Raw genomic sequence first — 18,418 nt, forward strand, 5'->3', positions numbered from 1 at the left:
GCCGGTGAAGGATCCCGGCGACGCCGGGAGGGCTCGGCGAAGGTCCCGCACCCGTACCGCTCCCAGATCTCCACGAGCTCATCCGGACCCCGGCCCCGGTACTCCTCGCCGCTCTCCGCCGAAACGGCTGCATGAGGAACGAAGTCGGCGATCTCAACCCAGCGGAGCGCGGCGCAACGAGACATCGAAACGCCACGCGCAGCCTCTCGCCCTCACGTGGAACTGACGCATGATTCGCGACTGTAGAATCAGTCGAACTGGAAGGACGCGGAGGCGCAGATGAGTATACCGGCGGGATGGTACGACGATGGTTCGGGGCATCGGCGTTGGTGGGATGGACAGCAGTGGACGAATGACTACGCTCCGGTCCAGGGCGGAGTCATCCCTGCGCAACCCGCTCCGGGCGCGGACTCGGACACTGCTGCTCCGGTGATATCCACCCCGGCGGCCGGTCGAGTGTCGCCGGTTCTGGGACTCGTCGGCCTCGGGTTAGCGGTGCTGGGCACGATCCTCGCGTGCATCCCGGCGGTGTTCGGTGTCGGCGCGGTGCTGCTGCTGGCCGGGTTCGTGGTGTCGCTGGTCGGGCTGTTCACGAAGAACACGGCGAAGTGGCCGTCGATCGTGGGCATGATCCTCTCAGTCGTCGGCGGCGTCATCGGCAGCATCGTGCTCGCGATCGTGCTGGCGGCGAACCTCGCCGGCCCGGTCCTTCCGACCGCGCCGACCGATGCCCCGCCGTCGACGACGGAGCAGCCGTCAGACACGCCCACCAGCGACCCGAGCGAGACACGCCCCTCCCCGGAAGAGATCGCGGAGGGATACGCGGAGATGCTCCTCGCGGGTGGCATCACGACCTATGAGGACATGCCTGACTTCTATCCGTGCGTCGGGCAGCAACTCTATGACTCGGACTTGTCGGATGAGGCGCTCCGGCTCATCAGCACCGGCCAAGACCCGCCCGATTCGGAGTACGACGCTGCCTCCCAGATACTCCAAGACGTGGTCTTCACGTGCGACCCTAACGGCAGAGGCGTGTCCTGACGTGTGATCGTCAGTCACGGACGTCGGCCGGACGCGTCGCACCGTTCAAGGCCGGATCGGCGTATGGGAAAGGGCGCATCTCCCGCGCAGGTGGCCTCGCGTCGCATGACCCGTGTCAGTTCTCGATCCCCGAGACGCGCCGGATCCCAGCGTTCTACACGTTGAAACGCCACTCGCAGACGTCGCCGTCCTGCATCACGTAGTCCTTGCCCTCCATGCGGGCCCTGCCCTTGGCGCGCGCCTCGGCGACCGAGCCGCACTCCACAAGATCGTCGAACGAGATGATCTCGCCCTTGATGAAGCCCTTCTCGAAGTCGGTGTGGATCGCGCCGGCCGCCTGCGGCGCCGTGGCGCCCTTCTTGATGGTCCAGGCGCGCGCCTCCTTGGGGCCGGCCGTCAGATAGGTCTGCAGGCCGAGCGTGTCGAAGCCGACTCGGGCGAGCTGGTCCAACCCGCTCTCCTCCTGGCCGATGGATTCGAGCAGCTCTTTCGCGTCGGCCTCGTCGAGCTCGATGAGCTCGCTCTCGATCTTCGCGTCGAGGAAGATCGCCTTCGCGGGTGCCACGAGCGCCGAGAGCTCGTCGAGCTTCGTCCGATCCTGCAGCACGGCCTCGTCGACGTTGAAGACGTAGAGGAACGGCTTCGCGGTGAGGAGGCCCAGTTCCTTGATCGGCTCGAGGTCGATGCCGGCGTGCGAGAGCACCTTGCCCTCGTCGAGCGCGGCCCTTGCGGCCTTCGCCGTCTCGACCACGGAGGCGTCGATCTTCTTGTTCTTCAGTTCCTTCTCGAAGCGCGCGAGCGCCTTGTCGAGGGTCTGCAGGTCGGCGATGATGAGCTCGGTGTTGACCGTCTCCATGTCGCCCGCGGGGTTCACGTCGCCGTCGACGTGCACCACGTCGGGGTCGCTGAAGCCGCGCACCACCTGCGCGATCGCGTCGGCCTCGCGGATGTTCGCCAGGAACTGGTTGCCGAGACCCTCTCCCTCGCTCGCACCGCGCACGATGCCGGCGATGTCGACGAAGCTGACGGGGGCGGGCAGGATCCGCTCGCTGCCGAAGATCTCGGCGAGCTTGCCGAGCCGCTCGTCGGGCAGGCTCACGACGCCGATGTTGGGCTCGATCGTCGCGAACGGGTAGTTCGCCGCGAGCGCGTCGTTGCGGGTGAGCGCGTTGAACAGGGTCGACTTGCCCACGTTGGGGAGTCCTACGATGCCGATAGTCAGAGCCACGAGGGATCAGTCTACGCGACCGGCTCATCATGCCCGACGGCGACGTCTGCGAGTGGCGATCTTCGAGTTGACGCCGAGGGTGCTCCGGCGGGAGCCGATAGCGCGGGGCCAAGAATCGGAGTTCGGCGGCTTCTACGGGCAGTCGCTGACGTGACTCGGGCCTCTCATGCGCCCGACCGCCGATTCTGGTCGTCGAGGGTCGACGGTGCTGTTGGCGGATTCGTGGACACCGACGACGACGACGACCGCATCGAACTCGCCTGTTTCGTCATCGCTTCCCACTGGATAGGATCGGTCTGAGTGTGGTTTCGGCGCTCGAGAAGGGGATGAGGATATTGAGCGAGCGGCAGCTGGTGTTCCGGGATTCGCAAGGGCACAGGCGTTCGTTCACGATGGGCGATCGTGACCATCTCAAGTTCTCGAAGGCATTCGACGACTTCCTCAAGAAGCATGTGAGCGAAGACAACTCGACCTTTCGTCTGGAACGCGTGCTGACCGATGAGGTATTGATCATCGAAACCGAGTTCGGCATTATCGGACGGGTTCGCAACGGCGAGCGCCCTGAGGTCGGGTACCGCCGCTACGAGCGTCGCACCGACGCCGCAGAATTGCAGCTGCGCTTCGCCCATAGCGGTTATGGCGCTCTCGACGCGCAAGGCCCGTGGACTTCGGACCGTGAGAGTCTGCTGCCTGGCGACACGTTCGAGAACCTCGAACTCGCGTGGGCGCGAGAATGGCGCAGACACGAGCAAAGGCGGCAAGAGGTGGCCGCGATGCCGAAGCTTGATAAGCAGGCGCTGAAGCAGTTCTGCCAGGCGTGGGCCGACAGTGGGTACAACGAATACGTCGGCGACTCGGATATGCGCTATGTGCTCTTCGACGGTCGAACGCTCGACGAGGCCGGCGCAGCCCGGGACGAGCTGCTGCGGGCGGTCGAGATTCTGGGGCTTCGGATAGCCGAGGGTCCGGCCGGTGCTCCCACCGGTGAGATTCGGGTGCACTCCGACCCGCGCGTGGACATCGAACTCGAAAAGTGGTGACGAGGGAGCAGCCCACTCCAATCGCTCTCACCGGCAAGCGCGGACGGCTCGTTCTCCGCGGCGGAAGCGGAAGGGCTGGACGACGGCGATCTGCCTGCAACGAGCCAGTCATCGAGATCCGCGACGTCGCAGGCCGGCTCCTCCCTCGGCTCGTGGCCGAGCCTCCCCGTGACTCCGCGTTCTGGCGGGGGCTCGTCAAGCCGCAGATTCCTCGCGACCACGGCGGTATCACGCCATAGCCTCCGACTGACGCAGGCGTCTTGCCCGTGGCCGGTTCGCCATGGACTGTGCGGCGACGCGGGCGAGTGGCGCCCCGGGAACCGCGCGACCGCTCAGTTCGCCCCGTCGAGGTCCACCACCTCGAACTCGAGCAGATCCGCGCCGGTGGCGACCGGCCTGCGCGGCTGCTCACCCTCCCCGTGGGCGGCGGCGTTCTCGCGGGAGTCCCGCCACGCCTCGAAGTGCTCCTCCGTCTCCCACTGGGTGACGACGAAGTAGCGCTCCTCGCCCTTGACCGGGCGCAGCAGCTGGAAGCCCTGGAAGCCGGGCGACTCGTCGACCGCGTGCTTGCGGGCGGCGAACCGGGCCTCGAGCTCCCGCCCCTTCCCCTCGGGAACGGCGATGGCGTTGATCTTGACGACGGGCATGGGGCACCGGCCTTTCACTCTTCCCGCTCTGCGGACTGATTCATATGATGAACACCTCCACCGTACCGCGCGCCCGGATCCCGCGCACCCGCATCCCGCGCGCCCCCGCAGAACCGCCCCTCCGAGTGGCGCCGACCCGCGGAAATGCTACGGTGGTCCGCATGGGAACTCTGTGCAGCGCGCCCGATCGGCGCGCCGTCATCCGGGATCGCCGCGCCTGACGGCGCGATCCTGAACCTCGCCGCCGACCCCGCCGCGCGTCTCCTTTCGCGGCGCGCGGGAGTCGCGCGGCTTCGACGCGCCGACCTCCGAGCCCGCTCGCGCCCGGATCCCGGCCGATTCCGCCTGCCCCGGGCGCCCCACCACGTCTTCGGATGGAGCGCAATCATGCACCCCGCCTCCTCTCACCATTCCCACCCAAGGTCCCGGTACGGCGGCCGCCACGAGCTCGGCCAGAACTTTCTGCGCCACCGGCCGACGATCGAGCGCATCGCGCAGCTCGCGCGAGGCACAGCAGGCACGATTCTCGAGATCGGCCCGGGCGACGGCGCACTGACCTCGCGCCTCGCCGAGCTCGGCTGTCCCCTCGTCCTCGTCGAGCTCGACGAGCACCGCATCCGCCGTCTCCGCCGCAGCTTCCCGCGTGCCGAGGTCGTTCATGCGGACGCCATGCGCGTGACCTTCGACGCGGCGCTCGTCGTCGGGAACCTCCCCTTCCACCTCACGACCCCGCTGCTGCGCAAGCTGCTGCGCTCCCCGCGCTGGGAGCGGGCGATCCTGCTCACCCAGTGGGAGGTGGCGCGCAAGCGCGCCGGGATCGGCGGCGGCACACTGCTGACCGGCCAATCGGCTCCCTGGTTCGAGTTCCGGCTGCGGTGCCGCGTGCCCGCTCGGGCCTTCCGCCCTGTGCCCGGGGTCGACGGCGGCCTGCTGGACATCTCGCGCCGCGGTGCGCCGCTCGTCCCGGTCGCGGAGCGGAACGCGTACGAGAGATTCGTGCGACGCGTCTTCACCGCGCGCGGTCACGGCCTCGGGCAGATTCTGCAGCGGGGGCTCGGTCTCCCACGCGCCATGAGCGCATCAGCGCTGCGGGAGGCGGGCCTCCCCGCCTCCGCGCTGCCCCGCGACATCACCGCGCAGCAGTGGGCGGCCCTCTGGCGGGTCGCCGGGTCGGGACGGGCGTCGCCCCGGCCCGGCTCCGGAGGGGACTGATGCGGTGCGCGTCCCCGAACGTCGGACGCGTGTGCCAGGGTAGATGCGTGCCCGTCGACTTCACCGCCATCGATTTCGAAACCGCCAACAGCCATCCCTCCTCCGCCTGCGCGGTCGGCCTGGTGCGGGTGCGGGAGGGCCGAGTGGTGGATCGCGCGGAGTGGCTCATCCGCCCGCCCGCAGCGCACGCGGAGTTCCTCCCCTTCAACATCAAGATCCACGGGATCACCGCAGAGATGGTGACCGAGGCGCCCGAGTGGGCGGCGCAGCTCGTCGAACTGCGCGACTTCATCGGAGACGACGTGGCGGTCGCGCACAACGCGAGCTTCGACATGGGCGTGATCCGCGCCGCCTGCGCCGAGACGGTCACCCCGACCCCGAGACTGCGCTACCTCTGCAGCGTGCAGGTCTCGCGCAAGACCTACGAGATCCCCTCGCACCGGCTCCCCCTCGCGGCGGCGGCGGCCGGCTTCGGCGAATTCGCCCACCACAACGCGCTCGCCGACGCCGAGGCGTGCGCGGCCATCGTCTCGGACGCCGCACGGCGTCACGAGGCCGCAGACCTGGCCCAGCTCGCCAAGAAGACCGGGCTTCGCATCCAGCAGCTCAAGGCGATCCCGCTGAAGCTGTGAGGCCGGTGCCGCCCGGTCGATGAGCGCTCCAGCGGCGCGGAGCCGGCTCCGACCGACCCGCCGCGACCCGACGGTGCCTCTCCGTCTCCGAAAATGTCGGAGGGACCTGAGACCATGTCTGCATGGCAGATCTCGCTCCTCTCCTCGCACTCCTCGCCGCACTGGTCTTCGGCGCCGGGGGCTTCTTCGCCGGCCACCGCCTCGCGTCCGCCTCCGGCGCGCGTCGGGCCTCGGACCTCGCGGCTCAGGCCGAACGGGAACGGGCGTTGGCGGTGCAGCAGGCCAGGCTCGACGCCGAGGCCGGCGCGCGTCTGCTGCGCGAGGAGCTCGCGGCGGCGGAGACGCGGGTGCAGGGTCTCGAGGATCGGCTGCGCGACGCGCAGGAGAGCGCTCGGCAGCGCTCCGAACTCGACCGCGAGGAGCAGCGGGTGCTGCAGCAGCTCGCTCCGCTGCGCGACGGCCTGGGCAAGCTCGAGCGCACGGTGACGACGTTGGAGCAGCAGCGAGCGACCCAGCACGGCGAGCTGACGGAGCAGTTGCGGCAGGCCGCGCGGGCCGAGGAGAAGCTGCGCGGCACTGCGGAGAGCCTCGCGGCGGCCCTGCGCTCGAACAACACGCGCGGCCTATGGGGCGAAACCCAGCTGCGCCGCATCATCGAGGCGGCGGGAATGCTCGAGCACGTCGATTTCGAGGTGCAGCAGCAGTTGACCACTGAGCGCGGCGCGGCGCGGCCCGACCTCGTGGTGCACCTGCCCGGCGGCAAGTCCATCGCCATCGACGCGAAGGTGCCGTTCGACGCGTACCTCGAGGCGCAGCATCTCGGCGAGAGCGCCTCGAGCACCGACGAGGCCTCGGCGAGCGAGAGCGGGGCCGCCGCCGAGGCTCGACGGCGGGCGCTGCTCGCCAAGCACGCCAAGACGCTGCGCGAGCACATCGTCGCACTGAGCAACCGCGACTACTGGTCGGCCCTTCCCGACTCCCCCGAGCTGGTGGTCGCCTTCGTGCCGAGCGAGTCGCTGCTCTCCAGCGCGCTCGACACGGATCCGCTGCTGCTCGAGTACGCTTTCGAGCGACGGGTCGCGCTCGCCTCCCCGGTCAGCCTCTGGGCGATCCTCAAGTCGATCGCGCACAGCTGGCGGCAGGAATCGCTCACGACCGAGGCGCGCACCCTCTTCGACCTCGGCCGCGAGCTGCACTCCCGGATCGGCCGCACGGCCTCCCACCTCGACAAGCTCGGCCGCACGCTGTCCCGCGGAGTGCAGGACTACAACGCCTACATCGGGTCCCTCGAGCGCCAGGTGCTGCCCACCGCGCGCAAGATCGGCGCCCTCAACGGCGACAAGATCGGCATCGAACCCGCCCAGCTCGAGGACGCCGTGCGGCCCCTCGTCGCGCCGGAACTGCGCCCGGACACGAGCGAGGGCCCGGACGGTGACGTCTGAGCCCTCGATCTCCTTCGGCGCCGGATCAGCTCCAGCGGTCCGGATCCATGTCGCTGATGACGTGGCGGATCGTGCCCGAGTGCGAGCGCATCACAATGCTCTCCGCACGCACGAAGGGCCCTCGACGCTGCACGCCGTCGACGAAGTCGGCCGAGGTGATGCCGGTCGCCACGAAATAGCAGTTGTCGCTGGCGACGAGATCGTTCGCCTCGAGCACCCGGTCGAGATCGTGGCCCGCGTCGATCGCCCGCTGGCGCTCCTCGTCGTCCTTCGGCCACAACCGCCCCTGGATCACGCCGCCGAGCGCCTTCACCGCGCAGGCCGTGATGATGCCCTCGGGAGTGCCGCCGATCCCGACGCACATGTCGATGCGCGAATCCCAGCGAGCCGCGTTCACGCCGCCCGCCACGTCGCCGTCCATGAGGAGGCGGGTGCCGGCGCCCGCGCCGCGGATGTCGGCGATGAGCTGCTCGTGCCGGGGCCGATCCAGCACCGCGACGCGGATGTCGGACACGTCGACGTTCTTGGCCCTGGCCAGGGCGCGGATGTTCTCACCGATGGGCCGTCGGATGTCGACCACGCCGACGCCCGCGGGACCGCAGACCAGTTTGTCCATGTAGAACACGGCCGACGGGTCGTACATGCTGCCGCGGTCCGCCACGGCGATCACCGAGAGCGCTCCGGGCCGCCCCTCGGCCGTCAGGCGGGTGCCGTCGATCGGGTCGACGGCCACGTCGCACTCGGCCCCCTCGCCGTTGCCGACCACCTCTCCGTTGTAGAGCCAGGGCGCATCGTCCTTCTCGCCCTCGCCGATCACCACGGTCCCGTTCATGTTGACCGTCGCGAGGAAGCGGCGCATCGCATCCACCGCGGCGCCGTCGGCGGCGTTCTTGTCGCCGCGGCCGATCCACGGCGTCGCGCGCATCGCGGCCGCCTCGGTCGCGCGCACCAGCTCCATAGCGAGGTTGCGATCCGGCTGCCATTCACCCAGCGATACAGGTTCCATCATGCCCCCAAGCCTAGCCCCTAGACTGGATCGGGACAGCGGCCATCGCCGACTCGCTCAGACGCAAGGAGACCCCCATGCCAGTCGCGACTCCCGAACAGTACGCAGCCATGCTCGACGCGGCCAAGTCCGGAGGCTTCGCGTTCCCGGCGGTCAACGTTTCGAGTTCGCAAACCGTCAACGCGGCGCTCCAGGGCTTCGCCGAGGCGGGATCGGACGGCATCATCCAGGTGAGCACCGGCGGGGCCGACTACTTCGCGGGGCACACGGTGAAGAATCGCGCGGGCGGGGCGATCGCGTTCGCGAAGTACGCCGAGGAGGTCGCGAGGTCCTACGACGTCACCGTGGCGCTGCACACCGACCACTGCCCCGAAGAAGCGCTCGAGGGCTTCGTGCTGCCGCTCGTCGCCGCGAGCGAGGAGCGGGTCAAGAACGGCGGGCTGCCGTACTTCCAGTCGCACATGTGGGACGGTTCGGCCGTGCCCCTCGGCGAGAACCTCGACATCGCCCGGCAGTTGCTGCCCCGCCTCGCCGCGATCGGCGTCATCCTCGAGGTCGAGATCGGCGTGGTCGGCGGCGAGGAGGACGGCGTCAGCCACGAGATCAACGATCAGCTCTACACCACGCTCGACGACGCGGTCGCCACGGTCGAGGCGCTCGGCCTCGGCGAGCGGGGCCGCTACCTCACCGCACTCACCTTCGGCAACGTCCACGGCGTCTACAAGCCGGGCAACGTCAAGCTGCGCCCCGAGCTCCTCGCGGAGATCCAGGCGGGCCTGCAGCAGAGGTACGGCACGGGTGAGAGGCCGCTCGACCTCGTGTTCCACGGCGGTTCGGGATCCTCCCCCGAGGAGATCGCCGAGGCGGTGCGCAACGGGGTGATCAAGATGAACATCGACACCGACACCCAGTACGCGTTCACCCGGGCCGTCGCAGACTACACGTTCAAGAACTACGACGGCCTGCTGAAGATCGACGGCGAGGTCGGCAACAAGAAGCAGTACGATCCCCGCGCCTGGGGCAAGGTCGCCGAGGCGGGCATGGCCGCCCGCGTCGCGCTGGCGGCCGAGCAGCTCGGCTCGGCCGGGAAGTCGGTGAGCGCATAGTGGCAGAGCAACCGCGACCGGAGAACGAGCCGCGCCGCCGCGCGCCGCAGTACGGCGAACTGGCACCGGAGGGCTGGGAGTGGAAGCCCCCGGTCGACGGGACCGCGGCCTCGACCTCCCAGCCTCCGAACGACGGCACGCGACCGGGATCCTCGCCCGTGCCAGGCGTGCCGCACAATCTCGGCGCCGGCGACAGCGCACCCGCCTCGGCACCCGCAACCGATTCCCGACAGGAAGAGACCGGCCCCTCGCCGTACCGAGCGGAGCAGCCCCAGGCCGCGCCCGCTCCCCCCGCGGAAGGACGCAGGCCCCGTGTCGCCGACCGGGTGATCACGATCGTTCTGCTCGTCATCGGCGCGTTCGGCACGCTCAACTCGGCGGCCTCGTTCTTCGCGCTGGACTCCCAACTGCGCCTCACCGCCAGCATGATCGGCATCGAGTCGCCCGAGGTGGCGGGTTGGGTCAAGACGCTCGGCCTGGTGAGCGGGCTCGCGGTGCTGCTGCTGTACGCCGTCACCGTGATCTTCTCGATCCAGCGCATGCGCGCCGGAAAGCTCGCCTTCTGGGTCCCGCTCAGCGCGGGGGCCATCGCGGTGCTGCTCGCGCTGATCATCCCCATGATCGCGATGGGCGGCGCTCCCGAGATCATGCAGCAGCTCGAATCCGACCCCACCGGGTCGCTCGACCGCATGATGCAGTACCTGCAGGAAGGCCAGTAGAGGCGAGCCGACGCGCCGCGGGGAACCGCTCCCCGCGGCGCGCCACACGGGAACGCGAACGTACACGCTCGCGAGGCAGGTGCACGCTCACGACAGCCGGGCCGCTCGGGGCGGCGAGTCAGCTCCGCGCGCGGCCCCCGAGTGCCCGGGAATCCGGCGCCCCCGCCGCGTCCCTCCGCAGTTCCTTGGGCAGCGAGAACACCAGGTCCTCCTCCGCGGTGACGGCTGCCTCAACAGCCGAGTACCCGGCATCGGCGAGGTCGTCGAGCAGTTCCTGCACGAGCACGTCGGGCACCGACGCCCCGCTCGTCACGCCGACGGTGCGCACCCCCTCGAGCCACTCCTGCCGCACCTCGCTCGCGAAGTCGACGCGATGGGCGGCCTTCGCTCCGTACTCGAGCGCCACCTCCTTGAGGCGCACGGAGTTCGAGGAGTTCGCCGATCCGACCACGAGCACGAGGTCGGCGCGCGGCGCGATCTGCTTGACCGCCACCTGCCGGTTCTGCGTGGCGTAGCAGATGTCGTCGCTCGGCGGATCCTGCAGTTTCGGGAAGCGGGCGCGCAGGCGCCGCACCGTCTCCATGGTCTCGTCGACCGAGAGCGTCGTCTGCGACAGCCAGACGAGCCGTTCGGGGTCCACGACCTCGAGCGAGTCGACGTCGTCGGGCGAGTTCACGATCGTGACGTGATCCGGTGCCTCACCGCTCGTGCCCTCGACCTCCTCGTGGCCCGCGTGCCCGATGAGCAGGATCTCCATGTCCTGCTTCGCGAAGCGCACCGCCTCTCGATGCACCTTGGTGACGAGCGGGCAGGTGGCGTCGATCGCGTGCAGGCCCCGATCCTCCGCAGCGCTCACCACGGCGGGCGAGACGCCGTGGGCCGAGAACACGACGTTGGCGCCCTCCGGCACCTCGTCGACCTCGTCGACGAAGATCGCCCCCATCTTCTCGAGCGTCTGCACCACGTGCACGTTGTGCACGATCTGCTTGCGCACGTAGACGGGCGCGCCGAAGCGCTCGAGCGCCCTCTCGACGGCGACGACGGCGCGGTCCACCCCCGCGCAGTAGCCGCGCGGAGCCGCCAGCAGCACCCTCTTCGGGCCGTCGACCGGCAGGTCCTTCAGGCGCCCCGCCTCGCGGCGCAGGCGCGGCATGGCGAGGCTCACAACCGGCGCGCCGACGGTGCGCTGATCCCGCCCCGCCGGTGCCGCCGGTGCCGCCGTCGCCGCTGTCGCCCCGCCCATGCACTCGATGTTACCCCCCGTCGCTGATACCGCCGCCGCTCCGGCGAGCTCCTTCCTGACACTGCGAGTCCGAGGCCGCCGATAGGCTGGTCGGCATGGCAGAGGCAGCATCCACGGCCCCGGCGACCCGCGAAGCCCCCTGGCCGGTCGGGCTGATGAGCGAGAAGATCGCGGCCTGGATCGACCGGCTGGGACAGGTCTGGATCGAGGGCGAGATCACGCAGTGGCAGCTGCGAGGCGGCCACGTCTACGGCAAGCTGCGCGACCTCTCGCAGGACGTCACCGTCAGCTTCACCGTCTGGCGCTCGGTGGTGCAGCGGTTCACGAGCGACTTCGCGCAGGGCGACCGGGTGATCGCGCTCGTGAAGCCGAACTTCTGGGTGAAGGGCGGCACGCTCACCGTGCAGGTGTTCGAGCTGTCGCACGTGGGACTCGGCGAGCTGCTCGAGCGCCTCGAGCGGCTGCGGCGCCAGCTGCAGGGCGAGGGGCTCTTCGACGCGAGCCGCAAGCGGGCGCTCCCCTTCCTGCCCGGACTCATCGGGCTCGTGACGGGCCGCGACTCCGACGCCGAGAAGGACGTGATCCGCAACGCGACGCTGCGCTGGCCGGGGGTGGGCTTCAGGGTGCACTACGCGGCGGTGCAGGGCGATCGGGCCGCGGCCGAGGTGGCCGCGGGCATCGAGGCGCTGGACCGGGATCCGGAGGTCGAGGTGATCGTCGTGGCCCGCGGCGGCGGCGACTTCCAGAACCTGCTGCCTTTCAGCGACGAGCGGGTGGTGCGGGCCGCGGCGAGCGCGACCACGCCGCTCGTCAGCGCGATCGGGCACGAGGCGGATCGGCCGCTGCTCGACGAGGTGGCCGACCTGCGCGCCTCGACCCCCACCGACGCGGCCAAGCGCGTGGTGCCGGACGTCGGCGAGGAACTGGCCGGCATCGACCAGGCGCGGGCGCGGATGAGCGGGCGCCTCGGCCAGTTGCTCGCCCACGAGACGGACCGCATCGCGCAGCTGCGGGGACGCCCGGCGCTGGCTCTCCCCGAGCGCATCGTGGATGAGCGGGCCGAGGAGCTCGTGCGCTGGATCGCGCGCGGAACAGAGCTCGCGGAGCGCACCGTCGAGGACCGGGGCCGATCCCTCGCCGAAGCCCGGGCCCGCCTCGCGACGCTCTCCCCCAGGGCGACGCTCGAGCGCGGCTACGCGATCGCGCAGCTCGTCGGCGCGGACGGCGAACCCGCGGGGGTGCTGCGCAATCCCGCCGATGCGCCCGCGGGCACCGCGATCCGGGTCTCCCTCGCGGAGGGCGGGATCGCGGCGACCTCGGACGGGCCGGCGTAGCGGGTGGTGACTCGCAGTAGCACTTCGCTGACAATCGCCCTCATTGAGCCGAAGTCTTGAGTTACTCCCAGATCTATCTCCAGGGCTCATCGGCGGGCCGGGGTACGGATACGGTGCCATTGGAGGTACCGACATGCCTACAGTCCTCAAATTCTTGGCCTACCGCCTATTCTTCTACAGCAACGAGGGCGATGAGCCTCCGCACGTACATGTCGAGCGTGACGGCTGCACGGCAAAGTTCTGGATTCGGCCGGTAGCATTGGCGCACAGCCGACGGTTCAGCTCGGTCGAACTGAACCGGCTGAGCGACGTCGTGAAACTCCACGAAGCCCAGATCGAGGAGGCCTGGCATGAGCACTTCGATACTTGACGCATCCGCCGTCGATGTCCAGTTCGATGACCATGAGCTCCGCGTGCTGCTCCGAGACGGCCGCTCGATCATCGCCCCGCTCTCCTGGTTCCCCCGCTTGCAGCAGGCGAGCACTACTGCTCGCAGCAACTGGCGTCTTATCGGCAATGGCGAGGGCATCCACTGGACCGACCTCGACGAGGATCTCTCGGTGGCCGCCCTGCTGCGGATCTCCTGAGCAGTATCCGGGGTGCGCCAATGGCACAGGGTCTGAAGCCGTTCGCGCGGCCGCGTGCAAGATGTCGGTAATCTCGGCGCCGAGGCTGCCCGTCGTCATGCGGAACGAGAAGGTGGCGTAGACGCCGTCGATCGCGAAGGCCGTCTCCAGCGGGCCGGCCGGCTCGTCGAATCGGTCGCTCCCGGGTCGGTCCCGGCCGATCCCGCTGAAAAGAGCAGAGGGAGCACGCTCCGACGTGTAAGGGGCGGCCCGGACGCGCGCAGGGCCGGCCCAGAGAGGTCCACGGCGCCGCCGGGTAGACTGGGCCGCATGAGTGCCGAGACACCCGCAGACGCCGCCGTGCTCAGCTACGAGGAGGCGCGCGACGAACTCGTCCAGGTGGTCGGCCGCCTCGAGCAGGGCGGCACCACACTCGAGGAGTCGCTGCGGCTGTGGGAGCGCGGCGAGGCGCTCGCGGCGCGCTGCGAGGAGTGGCTGATCGGCGCCCGGCAGCGCCTGGAGGCGGCGCGGCAGGGCGCGACGCCGTCCGAAGACGGAGGCGCGTCGAACGAGAACAGGGCCGGCGCGTAGACCATGGCGAAGAAGCAGAAGCCGCCGGCGGTCGTCGCCGAACTCGGCCGCCCCGAGACCCCCGCGGAGACCGCGGCCCGCAAGGCGAACGACAGTCGCCTCTACCGCGACCGCAAGACCATCAACAACCTCGCCTTCTCGCTGCTCGTGAGCCTCGGGCTCGTGCTCGTGATCTTCCTCATGGTTCCGCGCGGCACGGGCGGCTTCGCCGAGCAGTCGGTCGACGTGCAGCAGCTCGCCTCCGATGCGGCTCCGACCGCGGGGCGCACCCTCGCGGCTCCGCAGGTGCCCGACGGCTGGAAGGCCAAGTGGGCGGGCCTGCGCCAGAGCGGCGGCGTCACCTCGTGGCAGATCAACTACACCACCGTCGACGAGGCGACCGGCTCCGAGGCATACGCAGCGGTCGCTCAGGGATTCACCGCCGATGGCTCGCCCCCCGACAGGTCATGGGTCGAGGATCAGCTGGAGCAGCAGCAGCCCACCGGTTCCGAAGCGCTCGGCGGCATCGAATGGACCGTCTACGACTATCCCGATCGGAATCCCGACCGAAGCAACATGCTCTTCGGTCTGCAGGGCGAGTGGAACGGCGACACGATCCTCGTCTACGGCACCGACGACCCCGCGACCCTCCGAGAGCTGGCGACCCAGGTAGCCGACTCGCTCGCCACCCCCGAGGAGCAATGATGACCGCACCCCGCGTGACTCCGCAGCAGGCCTGGGACGCCTTCGCCGCGGGCAACGAGCGCTTCGTCTCCGGCACGTCCGCCCACCCCAACCAGGACGTCGAGCGGCGCTCCGAGCTCGTGGGCTCTCAGGCCCCCGACGTCGCGCTGTTCGGCTGCTCCGACTCCCGTCTCGCCGCCGAGATCATCTTCGACTGCGGACTCGGCGACCTGTTCATCGCCCGCAACATGGGGCACGTGGTCGCCGAGTCCATCACGGCGTCGATGGAGTACGCGGTCACCGAACTCGGTGCGGCCCTCATCGTGGTGCTCGCCCACGACTCCTGCGGCGCCGTCGCGGCCGCCATCGACCAGACCGGCCGCACGCCCTCTCCCGTCACGGACTCGGTGCGCAACACGCTGGCGCCGATCCAGCCGGCCGTGCAGCGCCTGTGGCTGAGGGACAACCGGGACACCCCGTACGCGGATGCCTCCCGGATCGACGCCAACGCCGTGGGGCGCATCCACCTGACCGCGACGGTCAGCGCGCTCCTGCGCACCTCCCGCGCGATCAGCGACGCCGTCGACGCCGGCACCCTCGCGATCGTCGGCTGCCAGTACCGACTCACCGAGGGACGCGCCGTTCCCTACTCTGTGGTGGGGCCAGTCGAGCTCGACCTCGCGCCGCTCGGCTGACCGCCCGCCTTCCCTCCGAAGCCCCCTACCCGCCGCCCTGCGTCCGCGAAGCGGATCGCAGAGTCCACTCCGACACGAAGGAAGACCGTGACCGATAAGCACAGCGACGCGAACGCCGAGATCGAGTACCGCATCGAGCACGACACGATGGGCGAGGTCCGCGTTCCCAAGAACGCCCTCTACGCCGCCCAGACCCAGCGCGCAGTCGAGAACTTCCCCATCTCGGGCAAGGGTCTCGAGCCCGCCCAGATCGTGGCCCTGGCCCGCATCAAGCGCGCGGCCGCCATCGCGAACAGGGAGCTCGGGATCCTCGAGGTCGGCGTCGCCGCAGCAATCGTGACGGCGGCCGAGGAGGTCATCGGAGGCGCCCACCACGACCAGTTCCCGGTCGACACCTACCAGACCGGCTCGGGAACCTCGTCGAACATGAACATGAACGAGGTGCTCGCCACGCTCGCCACGAAGCACCTCGGCGCGCCCGTGCACCCCAACGACCACGTCAACGCCTCGCAGTCGTCGAACGACGTGTTCCCCACCTCGGTGCACATCGCCGTGACCGGCGCGCTCATCGAGCGGCTGAAGCCCGCGCTCGAGCACCTCGCCGAGGCGCTCGAGGCGAAGGCCGAGCTGTGGAAGACGGCGGTGAAGTCGGGGCGCACCCACCTCATGGACGCGACGCCCGTCACCCTCGGTCAGGAGTTCGGCGGCTTCGCCGCGCAGATCCGCTACGGCATCGAGCGCGTCGAGGCCACGCTCCCCCGCGTCGCCGAGGTGCCCCAGGGCGGCACCGCCGTCGGCACGGGCATCAACACCCCTCTCGGCTTCCCCGAGAAGGTCATCGCCGAGATCGCCGCTTCCAGCGGCCTGCCCATCACCGAGGCCCGCAATCACTTCGAGGCGCAGGCCAACCGCGACGGCCTCGTCGAGGCGTCGGGCGCGCTGCGCACCATCGCCGTGTCGCTCACCAAGATCAACAACGACATCCGCTGGATGGGCTCGGGCCCCAACACGGGCCTCGCCGAGCTGCACATCCCCGACCTGCAGCCCGGCTCCTCGATCATGCCGGGCAAGGTCAACCCGGTCGTGCCCGAGGCCGTGCTCATGGTGTGCGCGCGCGTCATCGGCAACGACGCGACCATCGCGTGGGCGGGCGCCTCCGGCGCGTTCGAGCTCAACGTGCAGATCCCCGTCATGGGCACCGCCCTGCTCGAGTCGATCCGCCTGCTCTCGAACGCGTCGATCGTGCTCGCCGACAAGACGGTCGCGGGTCTCGAGGCCAACCTCGAGCGCGCGGCGGCCCTCGCCGGCATGAGCCCGTCGACCGTCACCCCCCTCAACCGCCTCATCGGATACGAGGCCGCCGCGAAGATCGCCAAGCACTCGGTCGCGAAGGGCATCACCGTGCGCGAGGCGGTCGTCGACCTCGGCTACGTGGAGCGCGGCGAGGTCACCGAGGCAGACCTCGACCAGGCCCTCGACCTGCTGTCGATGACCCGCCCCGGCGTGGCGAAGTAGCCCGGCCGCCGCGTAACGGGGGGTCGGGATCGCGCGATCCCGGCCCCCTTCGCCCGCCCGCGGGCAGAGCCGCTGAGCGGCGGCCCTACGGGGTGTCGAGCAGCTCGGTGACGAGCGCGGCGATCTCGCTGCGCTCGGAGCGCGTGAGCGTCACGTGGCCGAACAGGCGGTGCCCCTTCAGCTTCTCGATGACCGCCGCGATGCCGTCGTATCGGCCCACCCGCAGGTTGTCGCGCTGCGCGACGTCGTGCGTGAGCACCACGCGCGAGTTCTGCCCGATCCTCGACAGCATCGTCAGCAGCACGCCGCGCTCGAGCGACTGCGCCTCGTCCACGATCACGAAGGCGTCGTGCAGCGAACGTCCGCGGATGTGGGTGAGCGGCAGCACCTCGATGAGGTCTCGTGCGACCACCTCGTCGAGCACGTTCTCGGACACGATCGAGCCGAGGGTGTCGAACACGGCCTGCGCCCACGGCCCCATCTTCTCCTCGCGGTCTCCCGGCAGGTATCCGAGCTCCTGCCCGCCCACGGCGTACAGCGGGCGGAACACCATGATCTTGCGGTGCTGCCTGCGCTCGAGCACCGCCTCGAGCCCGGCGGCGAGCGCGAGGGCCGACTTGCCGGTACCGGCGCTGCCGCCGAGGGAGACGATGCCGACCTGCGGGTCGAGCAGCAGGTCGATGGCGAGCCGCTGCTCGGCGCTGCGGCCCGTCAGCCCGAAGATCTCGCGATCTCCGCGCACGAGGTGCAGGGAGCGCTCGCCGTCCACGCGTCCGAGTGCCGATCCGCGCGTCGAGTGGAGGATCAGCCCGGTGCCGTACGGGAGATCCTCGACGCCGTCGAGATCGTCGAGACGGTCCTCCTCCCAGAGCACGCGCATCTCCTCCTCGCCGATCTCGAGAGCGGCTGTCCCCGTGTAGGCGTCGTCGTGGGCGAGCTCGGCACGATACTCCTCCGACCCGAGGCCGATCGCGGCGGCCTTGAGCCGCATCGGCAGGTCTTTCGAGACGACCGTGACGTCGAGGCCGTCCCCCGCGAGGTTCTGGGCCACGGCGAGGATGCGGGTGTCGTTGTCGCCGAGCCGCATCCCGCTGGGCAGCGTGTCGGTGCCGCTGTGGTTGAGCTCCACACGTACGGTGCCGCCGGCGTCCCCCACGGGCACGGGGAAATCGAGGCGCAGGTGCTTCTGCCGCAGCTCGTCGAGAATGCGCAGCGCTCGTCGGGCGAAGTAGCCGAGATCGGGATCGTGGCGCTTCTTCTCGAGCTCGATCACCACCACGACGGGCAGCACCACGGAGTGCTCCGCGAAGCGGAACAGCGCCGAGGGATCGCTCAGCAGGACGGATGTATCGAGTACGTAGGTGCGCTGTCGCTCCTCGACGCGATCGACGGCGGCTGCTCCATCGACGGCGTCAGTGCCCTCGGCGCGCCGGAGGTGCGCGCCGACCCCGGTGCCGGCGTCGGGCGCGGCGCCCTCGGCGGACTCGGAGAACTGGGCGGTTGGGGGGTGCTGGGTCTCGGCCACGGCGGCTCCTTCTGGCCCGGGGCGCTTCGCCCCGGCTCAGCGATGGAGGCCGGTGGTTCTGAGGCGGCATCGGCCTCTATCGACCGGGCACCCTGCCCGGTGCATCACACGCTACGCCGCAATCCTGCGGGATCCCGAACCGACACGCGCCGGGCGTTGTGAACTCTTCGTAACGAAGCTGGGTGAGTTCAACCGGTCGATGCAACACCGGGT

At 70.0% G+C, this 18,418-nt stretch carries 19 protein-coding genes and 1 pseudogene; 15 read left to right on the top strand and 5 right to left on the bottom strand.

Features of this window, described 5'->3' with window-relative positions; translation table 11 throughout:
* Nucleotides 1-279: 279 nt before the first annotated feature.
* Both D1J51_RS18695 and D1J51_RS15660 read left to right on the top strand, forming a co-directional pair.
* Nucleotides 280-360, top strand: a pseudogene (locus D1J51_RS18695) (DUF2510 domain-containing protein); the annotation flags it as partial.
* A gap of 135 nt (nucleotides 361-495) precedes the next feature.
* Nucleotides 496-1,041 (top strand): hypothetical protein, encoded by a 546-nt coding sequence (locus D1J51_RS15660; protein ID WP_240423351.1) that lies wholly within the window; start codon nucleotides 496-498, stop codon nucleotides 1,039-1,041.
* A 154-nt stretch (nucleotides 1,042-1,195) separates the two neighbouring features.
* Here the strand turns inward: D1J51_RS15660 and ychF are convergent, their stop codons facing one another.
* A complete protein-coding gene (ychF, locus tag D1J51_RS15665) occupies nucleotides 1,196-2,269 on the bottom strand; it encodes a redox-regulated ATPase YchF (RefSeq protein ID WP_119076807.1) in 1,074 nt (357 codons plus the stop codon).
* A gap of 302 nt (nucleotides 2,270-2,571) precedes the next feature.
* On the opposite strand from ychF, the gene D1J51_RS15670 reads away from it, so the two are divergent.
* Nucleotides 2,572-3,309 carry a hypothetical protein gene (locus D1J51_RS15670; RefSeq protein ID WP_119076809.1) on the top strand — a complete coding sequence of 246 codons (738 nt, stop codon included), beginning with the start codon at nucleotides 2,572-2,574 and terminating at the stop codon, nucleotides 3,307-3,309.
* 332 nt (nucleotides 3,310-3,641) lie between these two features.
* On the opposite strand, the gene D1J51_RS15675 is transcribed toward D1J51_RS15670, so the two are convergent.
* Entirely contained in the window at nucleotides 3,642-3,956 is a 315-nt protein-coding gene (locus tag D1J51_RS15675) for an antibiotic biosynthesis monooxygenase family protein (protein ID WP_119076811.1), read from the bottom strand.
* A 387-nt stretch (nucleotides 3,957-4,343) separates the two neighbouring features.
* Between D1J51_RS15675 and erm the strand changes: the two genes are divergently transcribed.
* The 3 genes from erm (at nucleotide 4,344) to rmuC (ending at nucleotide 7,242) form a co-directional block, all read left to right on the top strand.
* On the top strand, nucleotides 4,344-5,168 hold the full coding sequence (erm, locus tag D1J51_RS15680; RefSeq protein WP_119076813.1) for a 23S ribosomal RNA methyltransferase Erm: 825 nt from the start codon (nucleotides 4,344-4,346) through the stop codon (nucleotides 5,166-5,168).
* 47 nt (nucleotides 5,169-5,215) lie between these two features.
* Entirely contained in the window at nucleotides 5,216-5,800 is a 585-nt protein-coding gene (locus tag D1J51_RS15685; protein WP_119076815.1) for an exonuclease domain-containing protein, read from the top strand.
* Between the two features lie 122 nt (nucleotides 5,801-5,922).
* Nucleotides 5,923-7,242: a DNA recombination protein RmuC gene (gene rmuC, locus D1J51_RS15690; protein ID WP_119076816.1), complete on the top strand. Its 1,320-nt coding sequence runs from the start codon at nucleotides 5,923-5,925 to the stop codon at nucleotides 7,240-7,242.
* Between the two features lie 25 nt (nucleotides 7,243-7,267).
* On the opposite strand, the gene glpX is transcribed toward rmuC, so the two are convergent.
* Nucleotides 7,268-8,251 (bottom strand): class II fructose-bisphosphatase, encoded by a 984-nt coding sequence (glpX, locus tag D1J51_RS15695; protein ID WP_119076818.1) that lies wholly within the window; start codon nucleotides 8,249-8,251, stop codon nucleotides 7,268-7,270.
* A 74-nt stretch (nucleotides 8,252-8,325) separates the two neighbouring features.
* On the opposite strand from glpX, the gene fbaA reads away from it, so the two are divergent.
* Both fbaA and D1J51_RS15705 read left to right on the top strand, forming a co-directional pair.
* Nucleotides 8,326-9,354, top strand: coding sequence for a class II fructose-bisphosphate aldolase (fbaA, locus tag D1J51_RS15700; RefSeq protein WP_119076820.1), 1,029 nt, complete (start codon nucleotides 8,326-8,328; stop codon nucleotides 9,352-9,354).
* Nucleotides 9,354-10,073 carry a DUF6264 family protein gene (locus D1J51_RS15705; RefSeq protein ID WP_119076821.1) on the top strand — a complete coding sequence of 240 codons (720 nt, stop codon included), beginning with the start codon at nucleotides 9,354-9,356 and terminating at the stop codon, nucleotides 10,071-10,073. The genes fbaA and D1J51_RS15705 overlap by 1 nt, the downstream gene beginning before the upstream one ends.
* A 118-nt stretch (nucleotides 10,074-10,191) precedes the next feature.
* On the opposite strand, the gene D1J51_RS15710 is transcribed toward D1J51_RS15705, so the two are convergent.
* Nucleotides 10,192-11,226 (bottom strand): 4-hydroxy-3-methylbut-2-enyl diphosphate reductase, encoded by a 1,035-nt coding sequence (locus D1J51_RS15710; protein ID WP_119076841.1) that lies wholly within the window; start codon nucleotides 11,224-11,226, stop codon nucleotides 10,192-10,194.
* Between the two features lie 185 nt (nucleotides 11,227-11,411).
* On the opposite strand from D1J51_RS15710, the gene xseA reads away from it, so the two are divergent.
* The 7 genes from xseA (at nucleotide 11,412) to D1J51_RS15745 (ending at nucleotide 16,680) form a co-directional block, all read left to right on the top strand.
* Nucleotides 11,412-12,650 (top strand): exodeoxyribonuclease VII large subunit, encoded by a 1,239-nt coding sequence (gene xseA, locus D1J51_RS15715; RefSeq protein WP_119076823.1) that lies wholly within the window; start codon nucleotides 11,412-11,414, stop codon nucleotides 12,648-12,650.
* Nucleotides 12,651-12,783: 133 nt separating this feature from the next.
* Nucleotides 12,784-13,020 carry a DUF4160 domain-containing protein gene (locus D1J51_RS15720; protein WP_119076825.1) on the top strand — a complete coding sequence of 79 codons (237 nt, stop codon included), beginning with the start codon at nucleotides 12,784-12,786 and terminating at the stop codon, nucleotides 13,018-13,020.
* On the top strand, nucleotides 13,001-13,237 hold the full coding sequence (locus D1J51_RS15725; RefSeq protein WP_119076826.1) for a DUF2442 domain-containing protein: 237 nt from the start codon (nucleotides 13,001-13,003) through the stop codon (nucleotides 13,235-13,237). Before D1J51_RS15720 ends, D1J51_RS15725 begins: the two co-directional genes overlap by 20 nt.
* Nucleotides 13,238-13,546: 309 nt before the next feature.
* The gene (locus tag D1J51_RS15730) at nucleotides 13,547-13,807 is read left to right on the top strand and encodes an exodeoxyribonuclease VII small subunit (protein WP_119076829.1); all 261 of its coding nucleotides are present in this window, start codon (nucleotides 13,547-13,549) and stop codon (nucleotides 13,805-13,807) included.
* Between the two features lie 3 nt (nucleotides 13,808-13,810).
* Complete coding sequence (locus tag D1J51_RS15735) at nucleotides 13,811-14,491, top strand: DUF4245 family protein (protein WP_119076830.1); 681 nt, start codon at nucleotides 13,811-13,813, stop codon at nucleotides 14,489-14,491.
* A complete protein-coding gene (locus D1J51_RS15740; protein ID WP_119076832.1) occupies nucleotides 14,491-15,165 on the top strand; it encodes a carbonic anhydrase in 675 nt (224 codons plus the stop codon). Before D1J51_RS15735 ends, D1J51_RS15740 begins: the two co-directional genes overlap by 1 nt.
* A gap of 87 nt (nucleotides 15,166-15,252) precedes the next feature.
* Nucleotides 15,253-16,680, top strand: a complete 1,428-nt coding sequence (locus tag D1J51_RS15745; RefSeq protein WP_256386027.1) for a class II fumarate hydratase — start codon at nucleotides 15,253-15,255, stop codon at nucleotides 16,678-16,680.
* Nucleotides 16,681-16,765: 85 nt separating this feature from the next.
* Here the strand turns inward: D1J51_RS15745 and D1J51_RS15750 are convergent, their stop codons facing one another.
* Nucleotides 16,766-18,205, bottom strand: coding sequence for a PhoH family protein (locus D1J51_RS15750; RefSeq protein WP_119076833.1), 1,440 nt, complete (start codon nucleotides 18,203-18,205; stop codon nucleotides 16,766-16,768).
* Nucleotides 18,206-18,418: the final 213 nt, after the last annotated feature.

Origin of the sequence: Leucobacter sp. wl10 (assembly GCF_003569785.1) — a bacterium.
Taxonomy (GTDB): domain Bacteria; phylum Actinomycetota; class Actinomycetes; order Actinomycetales; family Microbacteriaceae; genus Leucobacter.